This window comes from Streptomyces sp. NPDC002574, from assembly GCF_042889545.1.
GTDB lineage: Bacteria > Actinomycetota > Actinomycetes > Streptomycetales > Streptomycetaceae > Actinacidiphila.
On the sequence record NZ_JBIARB010000002.1, the window covers coordinates 25,202 to 42,616 of the forward strand.

14 protein-coding genes are annotated in these 17,415 nt (G+C 72.3%); 13 read left to right on the forward strand and 1 reads right to left on the reverse strand.

The window, feature by feature from the left end:
- The first annotated feature begins 43 nt into the window (after positions 1 to 43).
- From ACFYXS_RS04005 to ACFYXS_RS04065, 13 genes are all read left to right on the forward strand, one after another.
- A complete protein-coding gene (locus ACFYXS_RS04005) occupies positions 44 to 1,048 on the forward strand; it encodes an amidohydrolase family protein (protein ID WP_389243587.1) in 1,005 nt (334 codons plus the stop codon).
- 440 nt (positions 1,049 to 1,488) lie between these two features.
- Positions 1,489 to 1,941: a MarR family winged helix-turn-helix transcriptional regulator gene (locus ACFYXS_RS04010; RefSeq protein WP_389243589.1), complete on the forward strand. Its 453-nt coding sequence runs from the start codon at positions 1,489 to 1,491 to the stop codon at positions 1,939 to 1,941.
- Between the two features lie 83 nt (positions 1,942 to 2,024).
- A complete protein-coding gene (locus ACFYXS_RS04015; protein ID WP_389244676.1) occupies positions 2,025 to 3,410 on the forward strand; it encodes an MFS transporter in 1,386 nt (461 codons plus the stop codon).
- A gap of 7 nt (positions 3,411 to 3,417) precedes the next feature.
- On the forward strand, positions 3,418 to 4,002 hold the full coding sequence (locus ACFYXS_RS04020; RefSeq protein ID WP_389243591.1) for a hydrolase: 585 nt from the start codon (positions 3,418 to 3,420) through the stop codon (positions 4,000 to 4,002).
- Positions 4,003 to 4,156: 154 nt separating this feature from the next.
- Positions 4,157 to 4,357: a cold shock domain-containing protein gene (locus ACFYXS_RS04025; protein ID WP_319659350.1), complete on the forward strand. Its 201-nt coding sequence runs from the start codon at positions 4,157 to 4,159 to the stop codon at positions 4,355 to 4,357.
- 206 nt (positions 4,358 to 4,563) lie between these two features.
- A complete protein-coding gene (locus ACFYXS_RS04030) occupies positions 4,564 to 7,518 on the forward strand; it encodes a M14 family zinc carboxypeptidase (RefSeq protein ID WP_389243594.1) in 2,955 nt (984 codons plus the stop codon).
- Between the two features lie 468 nt (positions 7,519 to 7,986).
- Positions 7,987 to 9,018: a LacI family DNA-binding transcriptional regulator gene (locus tag ACFYXS_RS04035; RefSeq protein ID WP_389243597.1), complete on the forward strand. Its 1,032-nt coding sequence runs from the start codon at positions 7,987 to 7,989 to the stop codon at positions 9,016 to 9,018.
- 116 nt (positions 9,019 to 9,134) lie between these two features.
- The gene (locus ACFYXS_RS04040) at positions 9,135 to 10,406 is read left to right on the forward strand and encodes an extracellular solute-binding protein (protein WP_389243599.1); all 1,272 of its coding nucleotides are present in this window, start codon (positions 9,135 to 9,137) and stop codon (positions 10,404 to 10,406) included.
- A gap of 9 nt (positions 10,407 to 10,415) precedes the next feature.
- Positions 10,416 to 11,378 (forward strand): carbohydrate ABC transporter permease, encoded by a 963-nt coding sequence (locus ACFYXS_RS04045; RefSeq protein ID WP_389243601.1) that lies wholly within the window; start codon positions 10,416 to 10,418, stop codon positions 11,376 to 11,378.
- Position 11,379: 1 nt separating this feature from the next.
- Positions 11,380 to 12,285, forward strand: a complete 906-nt coding sequence (locus tag ACFYXS_RS04050; protein WP_389243603.1) for a carbohydrate ABC transporter permease — start codon at positions 11,380 to 11,382, stop codon at positions 12,283 to 12,285.
- A gap of 78 nt (positions 12,286 to 12,363) precedes the next feature.
- Complete coding sequence (locus ACFYXS_RS04055; RefSeq protein WP_389244678.1) at positions 12,364 to 13,380, forward strand: glycosidase; 1,017 nt, start codon at positions 12,364 to 12,366, stop codon at positions 13,378 to 13,380.
- Entirely contained in the window at positions 13,377 to 14,585 is a 1,209-nt protein-coding gene (locus tag ACFYXS_RS04060; protein WP_389243605.1) for a Gfo/Idh/MocA family oxidoreductase, read from the forward strand. Before ACFYXS_RS04055 ends, ACFYXS_RS04060 begins: the two co-directional genes overlap by 4 nt.
- Positions 14,582 to 16,213: a glycoside hydrolase family 13 protein gene (locus ACFYXS_RS04065; RefSeq protein WP_389243607.1), complete on the forward strand. Its 1,632-nt coding sequence runs from the start codon at positions 14,582 to 14,584 to the stop codon at positions 16,211 to 16,213. Before ACFYXS_RS04060 ends, ACFYXS_RS04065 begins: the two co-directional genes overlap by 4 nt.
- Before the next feature lie 163 nt (positions 16,214 to 16,376).
- Here the strand turns inward: ACFYXS_RS04065 and ACFYXS_RS04070 are convergent, their stop codons facing one another.
- On the reverse strand, positions 16,377 to 17,348 hold the full coding sequence (locus ACFYXS_RS04070) for an ArsR/SmtB family transcription factor (RefSeq protein WP_389243609.1): 972 nt from the start codon (positions 17,346 to 17,348) through the stop codon (positions 16,377 to 16,379).
- Positions 17,349 to 17,415: the final 67 nt, after the last annotated feature.

Genomic DNA, 17,415 nt, shown 5'->3' on the forward strand with positions numbered 1-17,415 from the left:
CCGACGGGCGGAACGCCAGGCCGCCCCCACCCCTCGGAGCGACGTGAACACGCCCGCAACACCCCCCGCCGACGCCGTCCGGGGCGGCCGGCCGCCCGTCGTGGACGCCTGCTCGCTGGTGTACGACGACATCGGATGGCGGCTGTACCTCGCCCGCCTGGCACACAACGCCCCCGAGTACCTGGACGTCTTCTCCGGCTCCTTCTGCCGCTCCTTCGGCGCGTCGCACCAGGACTACCGCGACGCGCTCGCACGCCGCTGGCAGGACGCGGTGGACGTGCTGCTGCCGCCCGGCCGGCCGCCGTTCGACCTCGGCGCCCACCTCGCGGCGCAGCAACGGCAAGGTGTCGTCGCCGAGTTCGCCATGGGCTCGCAGGAGGTGCGCCCGGACGGGCGCACCGTCAACGCATGGCTGCTCGACACCACCGCCGCCGTTCGCGACCGCGTCCACGTCTGGGCCGGCATCGGCCTGCGCGGCCCGGCAGCGGCACTGACAGAGCTGGAGCGGGCCGCCGCCGGGGGAGCGCGGGGGCTCTGCGTCATCCCGTTCCTGGACGGCACCGACCCCCTGGATCCGCTCTACGCCCCGGTGTTCGACGCCGCCGCCGCGCTGCGCCTGCCGGTGTGGCTCCACACGGGCCACCACTTCGCCGCCCGGTACCCCACCGGCCTCGGCAGCTGGCGGACCGTCGAGACCCTCGCCTCCCGTCACCCGGACCTGCTGCTCGTCGCGGGCCACGCCGGCTGGCCCGACGTCCAGGACATGCTCCTCACCGCCGCCCGCCACCCGGGCGTGCACCTGGAGTTCTCCTCCCACCGCCCGCGCCGCATGCCCACCCCGGGCTCCGGCTGGGCCCCGCTCCTGCACCACGCCACCACCCTGGCCCGCCACCGTGTCCTGTTCGGCACGTCCACCTGGGTCAACCCGGTCCCCGTCGCGGTCCTCGCCGACGAACTCACCGCGCTCGGGCTCCCCTCCGACGTCACGGCGGCATGGCTCCACGGCAACGCCCGAGCGCTGCTCGCCCGCAGCGGTGGTGAGAGCTGACGCCTCGAACGCAATCGCGCTCAGGCGGACCGGCAGTACAGGCGGTGGCCCGCCCGCCGGTGCCGCGAGCGAGCCCGGCCACATCACCCAGGATCGGGACCGGCTCGCCTCGGTGATCCGGGCCGGCCCCGCGACGGCGAGCGCGTCCGTGAGAGCCGTGGACACCGCGAGCAGCAGGGCGCCTTCTCCGTCGTCGGGGCCGGCGACGACTTCGGGTTCACCGGCGGCGACGAGATCCTCGAAGCTGCGCCCGGTGAAGACGCCCTCCCACTCGATCAGTGCCTCGTCCGGGTCGAAGGTGCCGAACTCCAGAGTCTCGAAGACCCCTTCGGGGCCGCGATCCACGACCGTGGCGGCCGCCTCCGGATCACACTCCGAACGACACCTGAAACTGCACAGCCAGAGTTGCACAGTCCAGGCTGTCGATATACGGTCGGGGCATGTCCGATGCCGCCGAGCCCCGCGTCTCCGACCTCGCCACTCAGGCGGCCGAGGACGTCTGGGTCGTGATCGGGCGGCTGCGCCGCAAGATCAAGACGCTGGACGGCGAGGGCGATCTCTCGCCCGGCGAGGCTTCCGTGCTGGCGCACCTGGTCAAGCACGGCCCCGCCTCGGCCAGTGCCCTGGCCGCCGTCGAGAACGTCCGGCCGCAGTCCATGGCGAAGTACGTCCACGCCCTGGAAGAGGCCGGCCTCGTGGAGCGGCGCCCCGATCCCGACGACGGACGCCGCCTGCTGGTGAGCCCGACCCCGCTGGGCCTTGAGCGGCGCCAGGGCGACCGGCGGGCCCGGCAGGCCTGGCTGGCGCGGGAGCTCCAGGAGCGCGGGACCGCGGAGCAACTGCGCGCCGTGGTCACGGCGATGGCGCTGCTGGACGAAGTGGCGCAGTCGTGAGCCGTGCTCTGCGGATCCCGCTGCGGTCACGGCCGCCACGCACCCGTGAGCGTGGCGGCTTCGACCGCCGGCTGATCGCGCCGATGATCCTCGGATCGGTGCTGAACCCCGTCAACTCCTCCATGCTCGCGGTCGCGCTGATCCCCATCGGCCGGGCCTTCGACGTGCCGCCCTCGCGGACCGGGTGGCTGGTCTCCGGCCTCTACCTGGCCACGGCGGTCGGGCAGCCGGTCATGGGACGGCTCGTCGACATGTTCGGGCCCCGGAGGCTGTACCTGACCGGCACGGCACTCGTCGGCGTCGCCGGGGTCCTGGGCGTGCTCGCCCCCAGCCTCGGAGTACTCATCGTCTCGCGGGTGCTGCTGGGACTCGGCACCTCCGCCGCGTACCCGGCGTCGATGCACCTGCTGCGGACGGAGTCCGACCGCACGGGTATGAAGAGCCCCGCCGGGATCCTGTCCGCGCTGTCGATCTCCAACCAGGTGATCGCGGTGATCGGGCCCACGCTCGGCGGCCTGCTGATCGGCGCGGGCGGCTGGCAGCTGATCTTCGGGGTGAACGTGCCGCTGGCGGCCGCGTGCCTCGTGCTCGGCGCGCTGCGCCTGCCCGCGGCGACCGCGCCCGCGTCCGGCCGCGCGCCGGACCGGGACGTCGACCTGCCGGGCATCGGGCTGTTCACGGTGATGCTCACCGCCTTCATGTTCTTCCTGATGAACCCCGGTCCCGGGCAGTGGTACCTGGTGGTGGCCGGCACCATGGCCGCGGCGGCGTTCGGCCGCCGCGAACTGCGCACCGGCAGGCCCTTCATCGACCTGCGCGTGCTGCGCGGCAACGCCCCCCTCCTGGCGACGTACGGGCGCCAGCTGCTCTCCGCGACCACGTCGTACGCCTTCCTGTACGGCTACAGCCAGTGGCTCCAGGAGGGCCGCTCGCTCAGCGCCTCCACGGCCGGGCTGCTGATGCTCCCCATGTCGGTGGCGGCCATCGCCGTCACGGTGGCCACCGGACGGCGTGCCGTCATCCGCGGCAAGCTGGTCGCGGGTGCGCTGTCCCAGCTCGCGGCCTGTGCCGCCCTGTTGCTGCTCGGACCCGTGACCCCGCTGTGGGTCCTGGTCCTCGTCGGCGTCGTCGTCGGCATACCGCAGGGCCTGCTCGGCCTGGCGAACCAGAACGCGCTCTACGCGCAGGCCGACCCGGCCCGGATGGGCTCGTCCGCCGGGCTCCTGCGCACCTTCATGTACCTCGGCGCCCTCTTCGCCTCGGCCGCCGCGGCGACGTTCTACCGGCACGGCGCGACCACCGCGGGACTCCACGGACTCGGCCTGCTGCTGCTCGCCGTGGCCGCGGCGCTCCTGCTGGCCTCCCTGGCGGACCGCTCGCTGCGACGCCCGGGTCGTACGTCCGGCTCCGCGGACCCCTCCGGCCACCGCACGGGCAACCCCAAGCCCTCATCCCTGAAAGGCAGCTGACCCCACCATGCCCCTCACCACCCTCGACCCGAAGACCGCCCTGGTCGTCATCGACCTGCAGCACGGCATCATGGCCGCGACGGGCGCCCCGTACACCACCGGCGAGGTTCTGTCCCGCACCGTCGAACTCGCCGACGCGTTCCGGAAGCAGGAGCTGCCGGTCGTGCTGGTCCGCGTCACCTTCGCCGCCGACGGCTCCGACGCGGCGCCCGGCCGCACGGACGCCCCGCGAGGCGCCGGCGCCCTGCCCGCCGGATGGGACATCGTTGTCGACGAACTCGCCGGCCACCCCGGGGACATCACGGTGACCAAGCGCAACTGGTCGGCGTTCTACGGTACCGACCTCGATCTCCAGCTGCGCCGGCGCGGCGTCACGCAGATCGTGCTCACCGGTGTCTCCACCAGCATCGGCGTGGAGTCCACCGCCCGCGCGGCCCACGAGCACGGCTACCACGTCACCCTGGTCACCGACGCCATGACCGACACCGACCCCGAGGCGCACCGCGGAAGCGTCGAGCGCGTCTTCCCGCGCCTCGGCGAGACGACGACCACCGTGGACGTCCTCGACCATCTGGCCAAGTCCCGCGCCTGAACCGGCCGGTGGAGCGCAGCCCGTGCGATTGCGCGGCGCCGTCGGGGGATAGACGCCCGCTTCCTCGGGTAGGCAGGCTCGGGGGCCCGCAGCCGCGGGGGCCCGTCGGCGCACCTGGGTGCGCTACCGCATCGGCACATGAGGGATGGACACGGTGGCATCTGGAGTCGTGAAGTGGTTCAACGCCGAAAAGGGCTTCGGCTTCATCGCACAGGACGGGGGGCCGGACGTGTTCGCCCACTACTCCAACATCGTCGGTAACGGCTACCGCGAGCTCCAGGAAGGCGAGCAGGTCACCTTCGAGGTGACGCAGGGCCAGAAGGGCCCGCAGGCGGAGAACATCGTCCGCGGCTGATCCGCCTGCCGCTCGCAGGCCGTGTTCGTACGAGCGGGGCCGCCCTCCTCAGGGAGGACGGCCCCGCTCGTCGTGCTTCCGGCGGACGTGGCACGCCGGTGCCGGCGGGGTCGCGGCGACGGCAGTGCCCCTTGAGACACCCTTGACTGGCGCGTGAACTTCTTATGGTATTGGCGTCCTTGTCGAGACCCATGTGAAGGAGAGTCGTGAGACCCAGAGTCTTAACGACCGTCATCGCCGGCGCTCTCATCCTCTGCAGTGCGGCCGTCGCGCCCGTCGCCCAGGCCCGGGGCACGATCCCGGCCGGCAGCGACGCGGACGAGGTCAAGGTGTTCCGCGCGGAAGTCACCAAGAACCAGATCCCGTTGCTGCTCGAAGCGGGGCAGGACGGCCACGAACTGAGCGAGCAGGCGCCCGCGAGCGGCACCGCCACGGTCGAGGTCTACCTCACCGACCGGCAGGCCGCGCAGCTCGAGGGGAAGGGCGTGCACCTCACCGAGCACGCCCTCGCCGCCAAGTCCGAGGCACGCGTGGAGAGCGCCGCCGAGGGCGTGTTCCGGCCGTACAGCGGCCCCGGCGGCATCAAGGAGGAGATCCTGGCCGCGGGCCAGGCGAACCCCGGTCTGACCAAGGTCGTCTCCATCGGCAAGACGGTGCGCGGCCAGGACATCCTGGCGCTCAAGCTCACCAAGGACGCGAAGAAGTCGAAGGACGGCTCGAAGCCCTCCGTGCTGTACATGTCCAACCAGCACGCGCGTGAGTGGATCACGCCGGAGATGACCCGCCGGCTGATGCACTACTACCTGGACCACTACGTGACCGACACGCGCATCAAGAAGCTCGTCGACTCCACCGAGCTGTGGTTCGTCGTCTCGGCCAACCCCGACGGCTACGACTACACGTTCCAGGACCCGGGCAAGCGCCTGTGGCGCAAGAACCTGCGGGACGTCAACAACGACGGCGTGATATCCGCCGGCGACGGTGTCGACCTCAACCGCAACTTCGCCTACAAGTGGGGCTACGACGACGAGGGTTCCTCGCCGAGCCCGGCGAACGAGACCTACCGCGGCGCGAGCCCGGCCTCCGAGCCCGAGACGCGGGCGCTGGACGCCTTCGAGAAGCACGTCGACTTCACCTACGGCATCAACTACCACTCCGCCGCCGAACTGCTCCTGTACGGCGTCGGCTGGCAGGTGGCGACCGACACTCCCGACGACGTCCTGTACCGGTCGCTCGCCGGAACGCCGGACAACTCCGCGATCCCCGGCTACCACCCGCAGGTGTCCTCGGAGCTGTACACGACGAACGGCGAGGCCGACGGCCACGCCGCCAACGTCAACGACATGGCGATGTTCACGCCCGAGATGTCGACCTGCCAGACCGCTTCCAACAGCGATCCGGACGACCAGTGGCGGGCGGCGGACTGTCAGTCCGTCTTCAACTTCCCGGACGACGAGAAGCTGATCCAGCAGGAGTTCGAGAAGAACATCCCCTTCGCGCTCTCCGTCGCGGAGACCGCTTCCCACCCGGACACCCCGTCCTCCTCGGTGGGCCTGGACGCCGCCGACTTCACCCCGGCGACCTTCACCACGTCGTACTCCCGCGGCTCCGACCAGGAGGTCTCGGTCGTCGTGCGCGAGGCGCTGCGCGACAAGGAGCTCAACTACCGCGTCAACGGCGGCCGTACCCAGGGTGAGGCGCTGCACTCCTGGAACGGCGGCGAGACCTACGGCGGCGAGGACAACCTCTACTTCGACGAGTACCGCGCGAAGGTGAGGGACGGCGACCCGGGCGACACGGTCGAGGTGTGGTACACCGGCGAGACCAAGAGCGGCAAGCAGGTCTCCAGCACGCACTTCACCTACACCGTGGCCGACCGGCCCAAGGCGGACGTGCTGGTCGTCGCCGAGGAGGGCGCCGCGGCCACGCAGACCCAGGTCTACGTCGACGCCCTCAAGGCCAACGGCCAGAAGGCGGCGGTCTGGGACGTCGCCACGCAGGGCGTGCCCGACGCGCTCGGTGTCCTCGGGCACTTCCGCACGGTGGTGCACTACACGGGCGCGGCCGCGCCCCGCAATGCCACCCAGCTGCAGCTGCGCGCTTTCCTCAATGAGCGCGGCAAGGTGATCGAGGCGGGCGAGCAGGCCGGCGGCTCGGTCGACCTCGGCGGCGGCAACCTGTCCAACGACTTCAGCCAGTACTACCTGGGCGCCTACGCGCGCACGTCGACGGCCGGGGCCACCGCCTTCACCGGATCCGGGGTGCTGGGCGGCTTCAGCGGCTCCCTCGGCGCCGCGCCGGGCAATCCGCTGGACCGGGCGGGCACGTACCGCGTCACCTCGGACAACCTCGCGCCCGAGGACTATCCGCAGTTCACGAGCGCGGGCGCGGGCCGGTTCGACGGGACCGCTCCTCCGAACGCGCCGTACGCGGGCTCGTTCATGGCGGCAGCCGTCCACGCCGACGACGCGTACAACCGGCTCACCCGCACCATCGACCTGACCGGGGTGACCGCGTCCCAGGCGCCCACGTTCCGTACCCGTCTGCTGTGGAACACCGAGCCGGGTTACGACAACGCGCTGCTGGAGATCCACACCGTCGGCGCGGACGACTGGACCACGCTCCCGGAGGCGGGCGGTGCCACCGGCACCGACGTGCCCGCGGAGTGCGAGGCCGGCTTCTACATAGACGAGCACCCGTGGCTGAAGCACTACCTGACCCCGGGGACCGACGGCTGCACCGCGACCGGCACCACCGGCCAGTGGAACAGCTTCACCGGCGCCTCCGCGGGCTGGCAGCAGGTGAACTTCGACCTCAGCGCCTACGCGGGCAAGTCGGTCGAGGTCTCGCTCAGCTACGTCACCGACCCGGGTTCCGGCGGCCAGGGCCTCCAGGTCGACGAGGCCTCGCTCGTCGTCGGCGGCGCGGTCACCGAGACCGAGGGCTTCGAGACCTCGTTCGGCCCGTGGACCGTCGCCGGGCCGCCCCCGGGCAGTCCGGTCCTCGTCCACGACTGGGCGCGCACGGGTGCGCTGTTCCAGACGTACGGAGCGGTCACCACGGAGGACACCGTGCTGCTGGGCTTCGGCCTGGAGCACCTCCCCTCGGCGGCGGACCGCGCGGCACTGCTCGGCAAGGCACTCGGCGCGCTGCGCAGGTGAGACGCACCACACACTGATCGTCCGGCGGGCGGTCCGCACCCCTTCGCGGGGGCGGGCCGCCCGTCCTTTTTGTCCGCTTAGTCATGTTCTGGTTGATGCGGACGTCGGGTGGGCACCGCCGATGCGCTGGTGACGCTGCGTCATGCCCGTCGGGCCGCGGGGTGGTCGATGTCCTAGAGAATATTTAGGACATTTCAGCCTATACACCATGTACCGACGTGCGCTTCCAAACACTTTCTTGACACCGGGCGCCATCGCGGTCAAGGTTCCTGACATCGCTCGTTTAAACCGGTTCAAACGCCAAGTGAAGCAAGCGCTTCGCCGTGATTGCACTGTTATGCGAGCGGCAGAACGTGCTGCTTCCGGCGTCGAAGGTGCCGCCGGACGGCGTGCCTCGACGCGCGCCGCCCGACGGAGCCCGCGGTGCCGAGGTGGCTCCCGTCCGCAGCCGTCCCCGGAGAGTTCGCCATGGCCAGACGCCCCACCATCGCCGATGTCGCCGCACTGGCCGGCGTGTCCAGGGCCACGGTCTCGTTCGTCCTCAACGACCGGCCCGGTGTGGCGGCCGCGACCCAGCAGCGGGTCCGCGCGGCCGTCGAGAAGCTGGGCTGGACGCCGAGCCGCAGCGCCCGCGCCCTGTCGACGGGCCGGGCCCGCGCGGTGGGACTGGTACTGACCCGCGAGCCGGACCTGATCGGCACCGACCCCTTCTTCCCCGCCTTCATGGCGGGCATCGAGTCGGTCATAGCCGAGTCCGGCGACGGACTGATGCTGCACGTCTGCCGGCCCGAGCGCGAAATGGACACCTACCGCCGCCTGGTGGACGACCAGCGCGTGGACGGGGTGTTCCTCACCGACCTCCGCGTGGCCGACCCCCGGCCGGCCCTGCTGCGGGAACTCGGGCTGCCCGGCGTGGCCGTGGGCGCCGACGGCGGCATCGAGGGCCTGGCCACGGTGAACCTGGACGACCGTCCCGTGGTCGCCGGTGCCGTACGCCACCTGGTCCAGTTCGGCCACCGGCACATCGCCTACGTCGCCGGCCCCGAGGAGTACCTGCACGCCCAGCGGCGTCTGCGGGCCTGCCTGGACGCGGTCGCCGAGGCGGGCCTGCCGCCGTGCCCCGTGCTGCCCGGCGGCTTCACCGCCGAGGGCGGCGCGCTGGCGACGCAAGCGCTGATCGCACGCCCCGACCGGCCCACCGCCATCGTGTACGCCAACGACCTGTCGGCGACCGCGGGCATGGCGGTCGCGCAGGAGGCCGGCCTGCGGCTGCCCGACGACCTGTCCGTGGTCGGCTTCGACGACGTGCCGCTGGCCTCCTGGACCCGCCCCTCGCTCACCACCGGCCGTGCCGACGCGGCCCGTTGGGGCCGTGCCGCCGCGCTCGCCCTGATCGAGACGATCGAGACCGGCGCGACCCCGTACGTGGAACTGGAACCCGCCGCGCTCATGCTGCGCGACTCCACGGGCCCCGCGCCCAGCGCGAGATCGCATCCCTGACCGCGCCCCGCGCGCCCACCGACGTTTTTTCGCTCTCTTGGAAGGCCGTCCCCGTGGCCGGACGACGCCCTGGAACGGCCGTTTCATCCGCATTTGAGAAGATGGAGCACACCGCAATGAAGAAGATCCTCCTCGGAGTACTCTCCGCCGTGGCCCTGACCGTGCCGCTCGCCGCGTGCGGCAGCGGCGGCTCCGGCTCCGCCGGCGGTGACGACGCCCACGGGCCGATCACCGTCTGGTACTCCAACAACGCCCAGGAAGTCGCCTGGGGCAAGAGCATGGTCGCCGACTGGAACGCCGCCCATCCCCAGGAGAAGGTGAAGGCGCAGGAGATACCGGCGGGCAAGAGCTCCGAGGAGGTCATCGGCGCGGCCATCACGGCGGGCAACGCCCCGTGCCTGATCCTGAACACCGCCCCCGCCGCGGTTCCCGGCTTCCAGAAGCAGGGCGGCCTGGTGGCCCTCGACGACTTCCCGGGCGGCGAGAAGTACCTCCAGGAGCGGACCGGCGAGCGGCTCTCCCAGTACGCCTCGCCCGACGGCAAGCACTACCAGATGCCCTGGAAGAGCAACCCCGTCATGATCTTCTACAACAAGCAGCTGTTCAAGAAGGCCGGCCTGGACCCCGAGCACCCCAAGCTCGCCACCTACCAGGACTTCCTGAACACCTCGCGCACCCTGGTCAAGGGCGGTGTGCACGCCGCCATCTGGCCCGCGCCCACCTCCGAGTTCTACCAGTCCTGGTTCGACTTCTACCCGCTGTTCGCGGCCCAGACCGGCAAGCAGCTCGTCGAGGACGGCAAGGCCCAGTTCAACTCGCCCGACGGCGTCAAGGCCGCCGAGTTCTGGAAGACCATGTACGCCGGCCACCTGGCGCCCAACGAGCAGTACAACGGCGACTCCTTCGCCGACGGCAAGGCGGCCATGGCGATCGTCGGCCCGTGGGCGGTCTCCGTGTACGGCGACAAGGTCGAGTGGGGCGCCGTTCCGGTCCCCACCGCCACCGGCACGGCCGCCAAGGGCACCTTCAGCGACGAGAAGTCGATCGGCATGTTCACCGCCTGCCAGAACAAGGGCACGGCCTGGGACGTCCTGAAGTTCGCCACCAGCAAGGAGCAGGACGGCAAGCTGCTGGAGGCCACCGGCCAGATGCCGATGCGTCAGGGCCTCGCGGCCGCGTACCCCGCGTACTTCGGCTCGCACCCCGAGTACAAGACCTTCGCCGAGCAGGCGGACCACACCGTCGAGGCTCCGAACGTCCCGAACTCCGTCGAGATCTGGCAGACCTTCCGCGACGCGTACACCAAGTCCGTCATCTTCGGGAAGGGCGATGTGAGCAGCGCCCTGAACGAGGCTGCGGGCAAGGTCGACGGCCTCGCGAAGCAGTGAGCCGACGCCATGTCCTCCACGCAGCATGACCTCGTCCGCCCCGGGCCGCTCCGGCCCGGGGCCCGCCCCCGGGCCGGCCGCGGGCCGCGCTCCGGCGGGCTGCGGTTCGCCGGCCGGCACCCGATCGGCGTCGCCTTCGTCTCCCCGTACGTGCTCTACCTGGCCGCGATCTTCCTGTACCCGCTCGGCTTCGCGGTGTGGATGTCCTTCCACGACTACTTCTTCGCCGCGCCGGGCGCCCAGGTGGACCGCCCCTTCGTGGGGCTGGCCAACTACACCACCGTCCTGACCGACCCGGCGGTGTGGCACTCCTTCCTCAACATCGCGATCTTCCTGGTCATCAACGTGCCGTTGACGGTGGGGGCGTCGCTGGTCCTCGCCACCGCCCTCAACTCCAAGCTGCGGATGCGCTCGTTCTTCCGCACCGCCTACTACGTGCCGTACATCACCGCCAGCGTCGCGGTCGTCGGCGTGTGGCTGTTCCTGTTCAACTCCAACGGACTGGTGAACCAGGCGCTCGGGCCGCTGGCCCCCAGTCCGTCGTGGCTGGTCAACTCGCACCTGGCGATGCCGACGATCGCGGTGTTCGTCGCCTGGAAGCAACTGGGCTTCTTCATCGTGCTCTACCTGTCGGCGCTGCAGAACGTGCCCGGCGAGCTCTACGAGTCGGCCGCGCTCGACGGCGCGGGCAAGGTGCGGATGTTCTGGTCCATCACCGTCCCGGCGGTGCGCACCGCGACCCTGCTGGTGCTGGTCATGGCGACGGTCACGGGCGCGAACCTGTTCACCGAGCCGTATCTGCTGACCAGCGGCGGCGGCCCGGACGGCGCCACCACCTCGCCCGTCCTGCTGATGTACCAGCGCGGTCTGCAGCAGGGCCACCCGGACGAGGCCGCGGCGATCGGCGTGATCCTGGTGGTGCTGATCACCGCCATCTCCCTGATCTACCGCCGCGTGCTGGAGAGGGACTGACATGGCCGACGCCCACGCCCACGCCCCCGCGCTCGTGCGCCCTCCGGCGCACCACACGCCGCACACGCACACGCACACCCGCGCCCGTCGCATCCTGTCGCGCCTGGCGCTCCTCATCGGGGCGTTCGCCTTCCTCTTCCCCTTCTACTACATGCTCATCGGCTCCCTCCAGCGTGAGCCCGACAGCAGCCCCGCCGGGGCGTTCCCCCGCCCGGGGAACCTGTCCCTGCACAACTACTCCGAGATCAACTCGGCGATCTCGCTGGGCCGCTCCCTGATCAACTCCGGGATCTTCACCGGCGGCGTCATCATCTGCACCACCGTCTTCGGCCTGCTGGCGGGATACGCCCTGGCCCGGCTGCAGTTCCGGGGCAAGGGGACCACCTTCGCCATGGTGCTGCTGGTGCAGGTCGTCCCGTTCCAGCTGCTGATGATCCCGCTGTACGTGCTGATCGTGCGGGACTACGGCCTGGCGGACTCCTACCTCGGCATGATCCTGCCGTTCGCCATCAACACCAGCGCGGTGTTCATCTTCCGGCAGTTCTTCCTGCAACTGCCGCAGGCGATGTTCGAGGCCGCCCGCATCGACGGCGCGAGCGAACTGCAGATCCTGCTCCGCATCGCGATCCCGCTGTGCAAGCCGGCGATCGCCTCGGTGGTGCTGCTCAGCTTCACCGGGCCGTGGAACGAGTTCCTGTGGCCGTTCCTGGTCACCAAGGAGCAGAGCATGCAGCCGCTGGCGGTGTCGCTGGCCAACTACATCAGCACCGTCTCCTCCGCCGCCGCCAACCCGTTCGGCGCGATCCTGGCCGGCGCCTGCGTGCTGGCCGCGCCCGCGGTCGCCCTCTACCTCGTCTTCCAGAGCCGCTTCACCTCCACCGACATCGATTCCGCCACGAAGGGCTGAACCCCTGTGAACGACCGCACCACCGGCACCACCGGCTCCACCTCCGTCCCCTACCGCCTCACCCGCGTCGGCGTCGTGATGTCCCCGCTGCCCGGCGAGGCCGACGAGGCCGAGGGCGTGCTCAACCCCGCCTCCGGCCGCACCCCCGACGGCACCCTGCACCTGCTGCCCCGCCTCGTCGCGGAGGGCAACATCTCCCGCGTCGGCCTCGCCGAGGTCGTGCTCGAGGACGGCGTGCCCACCGGCGTCGAGCGCCGCGGCGTCGTGCTCGCCCCCGACGCGGGCTGGGAGCGCGGCAAGAACAACGCGGGCGTCGAGGACCCCCGCACCACCTGGATCGAGGCCCTCGGTCTGCACGTGATGTCCTACGTCGCCTACGGCCCGCTCGGCCCCAAGCCGGCGCTGGCCGTCTCGAAGGACCTGGTCACCTGGGAGCGGCTCGGCCCGATCCAGTTCGCCTACCAGGCCGACCTCGACACCGACCTCAACCTGTTCCCGAACAAGGACGTCGTGCACTTCCCCGAGCCCGTGCCGGGCCCGAACGGCGAGCCCAGCTTCGCCATGCTGCACCGCCCGATGTGGGACCTGGGCTGGTTCCGGCCCGGCGAGGGCGTGCACCTGCCCGCAGGTGTGACCGACGAGCGCCCCGGCATCTGGATCTCCTACGTGCCCGTCGCCGAGGTCGAGAAGGACCTCAGCGCCCTGGCCCGCCCCCGCGACCACCGCCTGGTGGCGCTCTCCGAGCACCCCTGGGAGGAGCTGAAGATCGGCGCCGGCCCGGCCCCGATCCGTGTCGAGGAGGGCTGGCTGCTCATCCACCACGGCGTGTCCGGCAGCATCGACGACCCGTTCGCCCAGCAGCAGAAGGTCAGCTACGCCGCGGGCGCGATGATCCTCGACCCGCAGGACCCGGCGCGCATCCTGGCCCGCACCGACGAGCCGCTGATGGCGCCGGAGACCGAGGAGGAGCGCTCCGGCACGGTGCCCAACGTGGTCTTCCCGACCGCCATCGAGGAGATCGACGGCGTCCGCTACGTGTTCTACGGCATGGCCGACGCCCACATCGGCGTCGCCCGTCTGGACCGCGTGCAGTGACCGCCCTCGGTGTCGGCCTGGCCGGCTGCGGCGCCTTCGGCGCCTACCTGCTGGACGCGATCGCCGGCCTTACGGACGTACGGATCGTGGCGTGCGCCGACCCCGACCGCGATCGTGCCGCCGCCCTCGCGCGGCGGCACGGAGCCGCCGTCTGCCCCGACGCGGACGCGCTCGCGGCGTTCCCCGGGGTGGACGTGGTGGCACTGGCCACCCCGCCCGCCACGCACGCCGACCTCGCGGTCGGCGCCCTGCGCGCGGGACGGCACGTCTTCAGCGAGAAGCCGATGGCCACCACCCTCGACGACGCGCTGCGCGTGGAGGCGGAGGCCGGTCGTTCGGCCGGTGTGCTCGTCGTCGACCACGTCCTTCGCTACAACCCCGTTCTGCGCATGCTGGAGCGGCTGCGCGAGGAAGGGCTGCTGGACCCGCTGGTGCGGTTCGCCTTCGAGAACGACGCCGCCGACGAGGCCCTGGACCCGGGCCACTGGTTCTGGGACCCCGCGCACAGCGGCGGCATCCACATCGAGCACGGCGTGCACTTCTTCGACGCCGCCCGCGCCCTCATGGGCAGCGACCCCGTCGCCGTCCAGGGCACGGCCGTCCGCAGGGACGGTGACGGCCCCGTCGACATCGTGGTCGCCACCGCCACGCACCCCGGCGGCGCCGTGGCCACCCACACCCACTCCTTCACCCACGCCCACCGCGCCGAACGCCAGTTGATGCGCCTGGACTACGGCTTCGCCGAGGCGCGCGTCACCGGCTGGATCCCGACCTACGCCACGATCACCGCGTGGACGGACGAGGACGGCGCCCGCCGCTGGGAGCAACTGCCCGGCCGCGCCGCCGACCTGCTGGCCGTCCCCGGCCTGCGGCCGCACGGCGAGGAGCGGATCGCCGTCTTCGTCGAGCGCGACGCGGGCTCCGCGGAACCCGCCCGGGGCCGCGGCGTGGTGCGCTCCGTGCCGCACCGGGTGACCTGCGTGGTCGACCTGGGCGGCGAGGCCCGCAAGCAGCATGTGTACACCGAGAGCGTGCGCGCGGCCTTCGCCGACCTGGTGCGCTGCGCGACCGAGGGCGGCACCCCGGTGGCGGACGCCGCGTCCGGCCGGTCCGCGGTCGCCGTCGCGGAGGCGGCCACGCGGTCCGCGGAGACCGGCCGCACCGTTCCCGTTCCCGCCCCGCCGACCTTCGGGAGGACCCTGTGAGCACCCCGGAACCGGAGTCCGGCACGCCCTGGTGGCGGGACGCGGTCTGCTACGAGGTCTACCCGCGCTCCTTCGCCGACGGCAACGGCGACGGCGTCGGCGACCTGCCCGGCGTGACCGCCCGCCTGGACCACCTGGGCCGGCTCGGCGTGGACGCGGTGTGGATCACCCCGTTCTACCCCTCCCCGCTGGCCGACGGCGGCTACGACATCGCCGACCACACCGCCGTCGCCCCCGACCTCGGCACCGAGGCCGACTTCGACGCGTTCGTGGCCCGCGCGCACGACCTGGGCCTGCGCGTCCTCATCGACCTGGTGCCCAACCACACCTCCGACGCGCACCCCTGGTTCCGCGAGGCGCTGGCCTCCGCGCCGGGCTCCGCGGCCAGGAGCCGCTACCTCTTCCGCCCCGGGCGCGGCGCCAACGGCGAACTGCCGCCCAACGACTGGCAGTCCGCGTTCGGCGGCCCCGCGTGGACCCGCGTCCCCGCACCGGGCGGCGGCCCGGGGGAGTGGTACCTTCACCTGCACGCGCCCGAGCAGCCCGACCTCGACTGGCGGCACCCCGAGGTCGTCGCCGACTTCGAGCGGATCCTGCGGCACTGGCTCGACCGGGGCGTGGACGGCTTCCGCGTGGACGTCGCCCACACCCTCTTCAAGGCCCCCGGACTGCCCGACGCCGGACCCGGCCAGCACCAGGACATCCTGCGCAACCACCTGATGCCGTACTACGACCAGGAGGAACTGCACCCGCTGTTCCGCACCTGGCGCCGCCTCCTGGACACCCACCCGGCGCCGCCCGGCGCGGTCCCGCCCGGACAGCGCGTGATGGTCGCCGAGGCCGCCGTCTTCGACCCCGCCCGGCTGGCCCGCTACGTCAGCCCCGGCGAGATGCAGCAGGCCTTCAACTTCGCCTTCCTCGAATGCCCTTGGGACGGGACGGAGATGCGCGGGGTCGTCGAGCGCTCGGTGGCGTCCATGCGCGCCGTCGGTGCCCCGGTCACCTGGGTCGCCTCCAGCCACGACGCCATCCGGCCCGTCACCCGGTACGGCGGCGGCGCCCTCGGGCTGCGCCGTGCCCGGGCCGCTGCGCTGCTGATGCTCGCGCTGCCCGGAGCCGCCTACCTCTACCAGGGCGAGGAGCTGGGCCTGCCCCAGGCCCATGTCCCCGACGACCGGCTCCGCGACCCGCTCTGGGAGCGGTCCGGCCACCGCGAACGCGGCCGCGACGGCTGCCGCGTCCCCCTGCCCTGGGAGGGGACGGCGGCGCCCTACGGGTTCAGCACCGCCACCGCGGACGACTGCTGGTTCCCGCAGCCCGGCGACTGGGCGGACCTCACCGTCGAGGCCCAGGAGGACGACCCCGCCTCGATGCTCGCCCTCTACCGCTCCGCGCTGCGCCTGCGGCACGCCGCGCCCGCCCCGGCGGACGCGGCCCCCGTGACCGAGGGCCCGGCGGACGGCTCATGGCTCGCCTTCGACCGCGGCCCCGGACTGCGCTGCCTGACCAACTTCGGCCCCGACCCCGTTCCCCTCGCGGCCGGGGACGAGATCCTGCTGGCCAGCACCCCGCTGGAGGGCCGTGCGGTGCCCGCGGACACCACGGTCTGGCTGCGCCGGTCCTCCTGACGAGCGGCGGCGGTCAGGCGGTGCGGCCGAGCGGGGCGGGCGTGTGCGGGTGCAGCCGCTCGGCGCGGTCGCGTCGGGTGTACATGTCCCAGTAGCGGCAGCGGCCGGACCGGCGACCCCGGCCGCTCCGGGACGACGCCGCAGGGCGCTTCACGCGGCCCGCTCAGCCGTCCTGCTGGGCCATGACGAGGGCGTCGCCGGTCTCCGTCCGGTAGTACAGCACGGACCGCCCGGCGCGCCGTCGCCGCACCAGACCGGCGTCGAGCAGCACCTTCAGATGGCGCCCCACCGACCCCAGGCCCTGACCGGTGAGGGCGACCAGTTGCGTCGTGCTCTTCGGGGTGCCGAGGAGCACCAGAACCGCGGCCCGCGCGGGCCCGAGCAGTGCGCCCAGCGCCTCGGGAACCCGCGGCCGTCCCACCTCCGCGAGGGCCCCGGAGCACGGGTACACCACCGCGTACCGCCGGGGTTCGTCCCACGACACCCAGCCGGCGACCGGGGTCACGGGCACGAACATCAGGCTGGCCCCCGACACGTCGCGCGGCGGGTAGTCCCGCGTGTTGATCTGCAGGCGGCCGTTGCCGAGCCAGCGCATGCCCGGACGGATCTCGTCCAGCGCCCCGGCCCAGCCGCCGCGGCTCAACTGCGCGGTGCGCGCGACGATGTCCGCCTCGATGACGCGCCGGCGCCGCCGCCAGTCCGGCAGGACCGCGGACGTCCACACCCACGCGACGATCTCCGCGGCGCGCTCCGGCAGATCCGGCCGGCGCAGCGACGGGGGGAGCGGGCCACCCGCCGACACCGCCAGATGCGCGAGGGCGAGGTCCGGCGGCGTGTCCCGGATCCGGGACAGTTCCTCCTCGAAACCGGGGTCGCCCTCACCGGCGGGCGTGGGCGTCAGGAAGTCGGCGTTCCAGGCGCGTCCCAGCGCGGTGCGCACGAGCAGTGCGGTCACCGGGTCGCCGGCCAGCCGCTCCCGGTACGCGGGCAGATGGGCGTCCAGCCATGCCCGTTCGCCGGGGTGCGCGGCGGTACCCCGGTCGAGGAGCTGCAGGCTCGCGACGGCCTCCGCGAGGGGCGAGACGACGAAGCGGCTGCCCACCAGCGTCTCGGTGTTCACCAGCCACCAGCCCACCCCGTACCCCCTGTCGTTTCGCGTCCGCGCGAAACATTAAACGCCCCGGGCCGCCCCCACCGAGACT

Bases quoted from the DNA above. Each gene is read 5' to 3' on its own strand.
- ACFYXS_RS04010 (WP_389243589.1), top strand. From the start codon at position 1,489: ATGTCCGATGCCGCCGAGCCCCGCGTCTCCGACCTCGCCACTCAGGCG.
- ACFYXS_RS04015 (WP_389244676.1), top strand. From the start codon at position 2,025: ATGATCCTCGGATCGGTGCTGAACCCCGTCAACTCCTCCATGCTCGCG.
- ACFYXS_RS04020 (WP_389243591.1), top strand. From the start codon at position 3,418: ATGCCCCTCACCACCCTCGACCCGAAGACCGCCCTGGTCGTCATCGAC.
- ACFYXS_RS04035 (WP_389243597.1), top strand. From the start codon at position 7,987: ATGGCCAGACGCCCCACCATCGCCGATGTCGCCGCACTGGCCGGCGTG.
- ACFYXS_RS04040 (WP_389243599.1), top strand. From the start codon at position 9,135: ATGAAGAAGATCCTCCTCGGAGTACTCTCCGCCGTGGCCCTGACCGTG.
- ACFYXS_RS04045 (WP_389243601.1), top strand. From the start codon at position 10,416: ATGTCCTCCACGCAGCATGACCTCGTCCGCCCCGGGCCGCTCCGGCCC.
- ACFYXS_RS04050 (WP_389243603.1), top strand. From the start codon at position 11,380: ATGGCCGACGCCCACGCCCACGCCCCCGCGCTCGTGCGCCCTCCGGCG.
- ACFYXS_RS04055 (WP_389244678.1), top strand. From the start codon at position 12,364: ATGTCCCCGCTGCCCGGCGAGGCCGACGAGGCCGAGGGCGTGCTCAAC.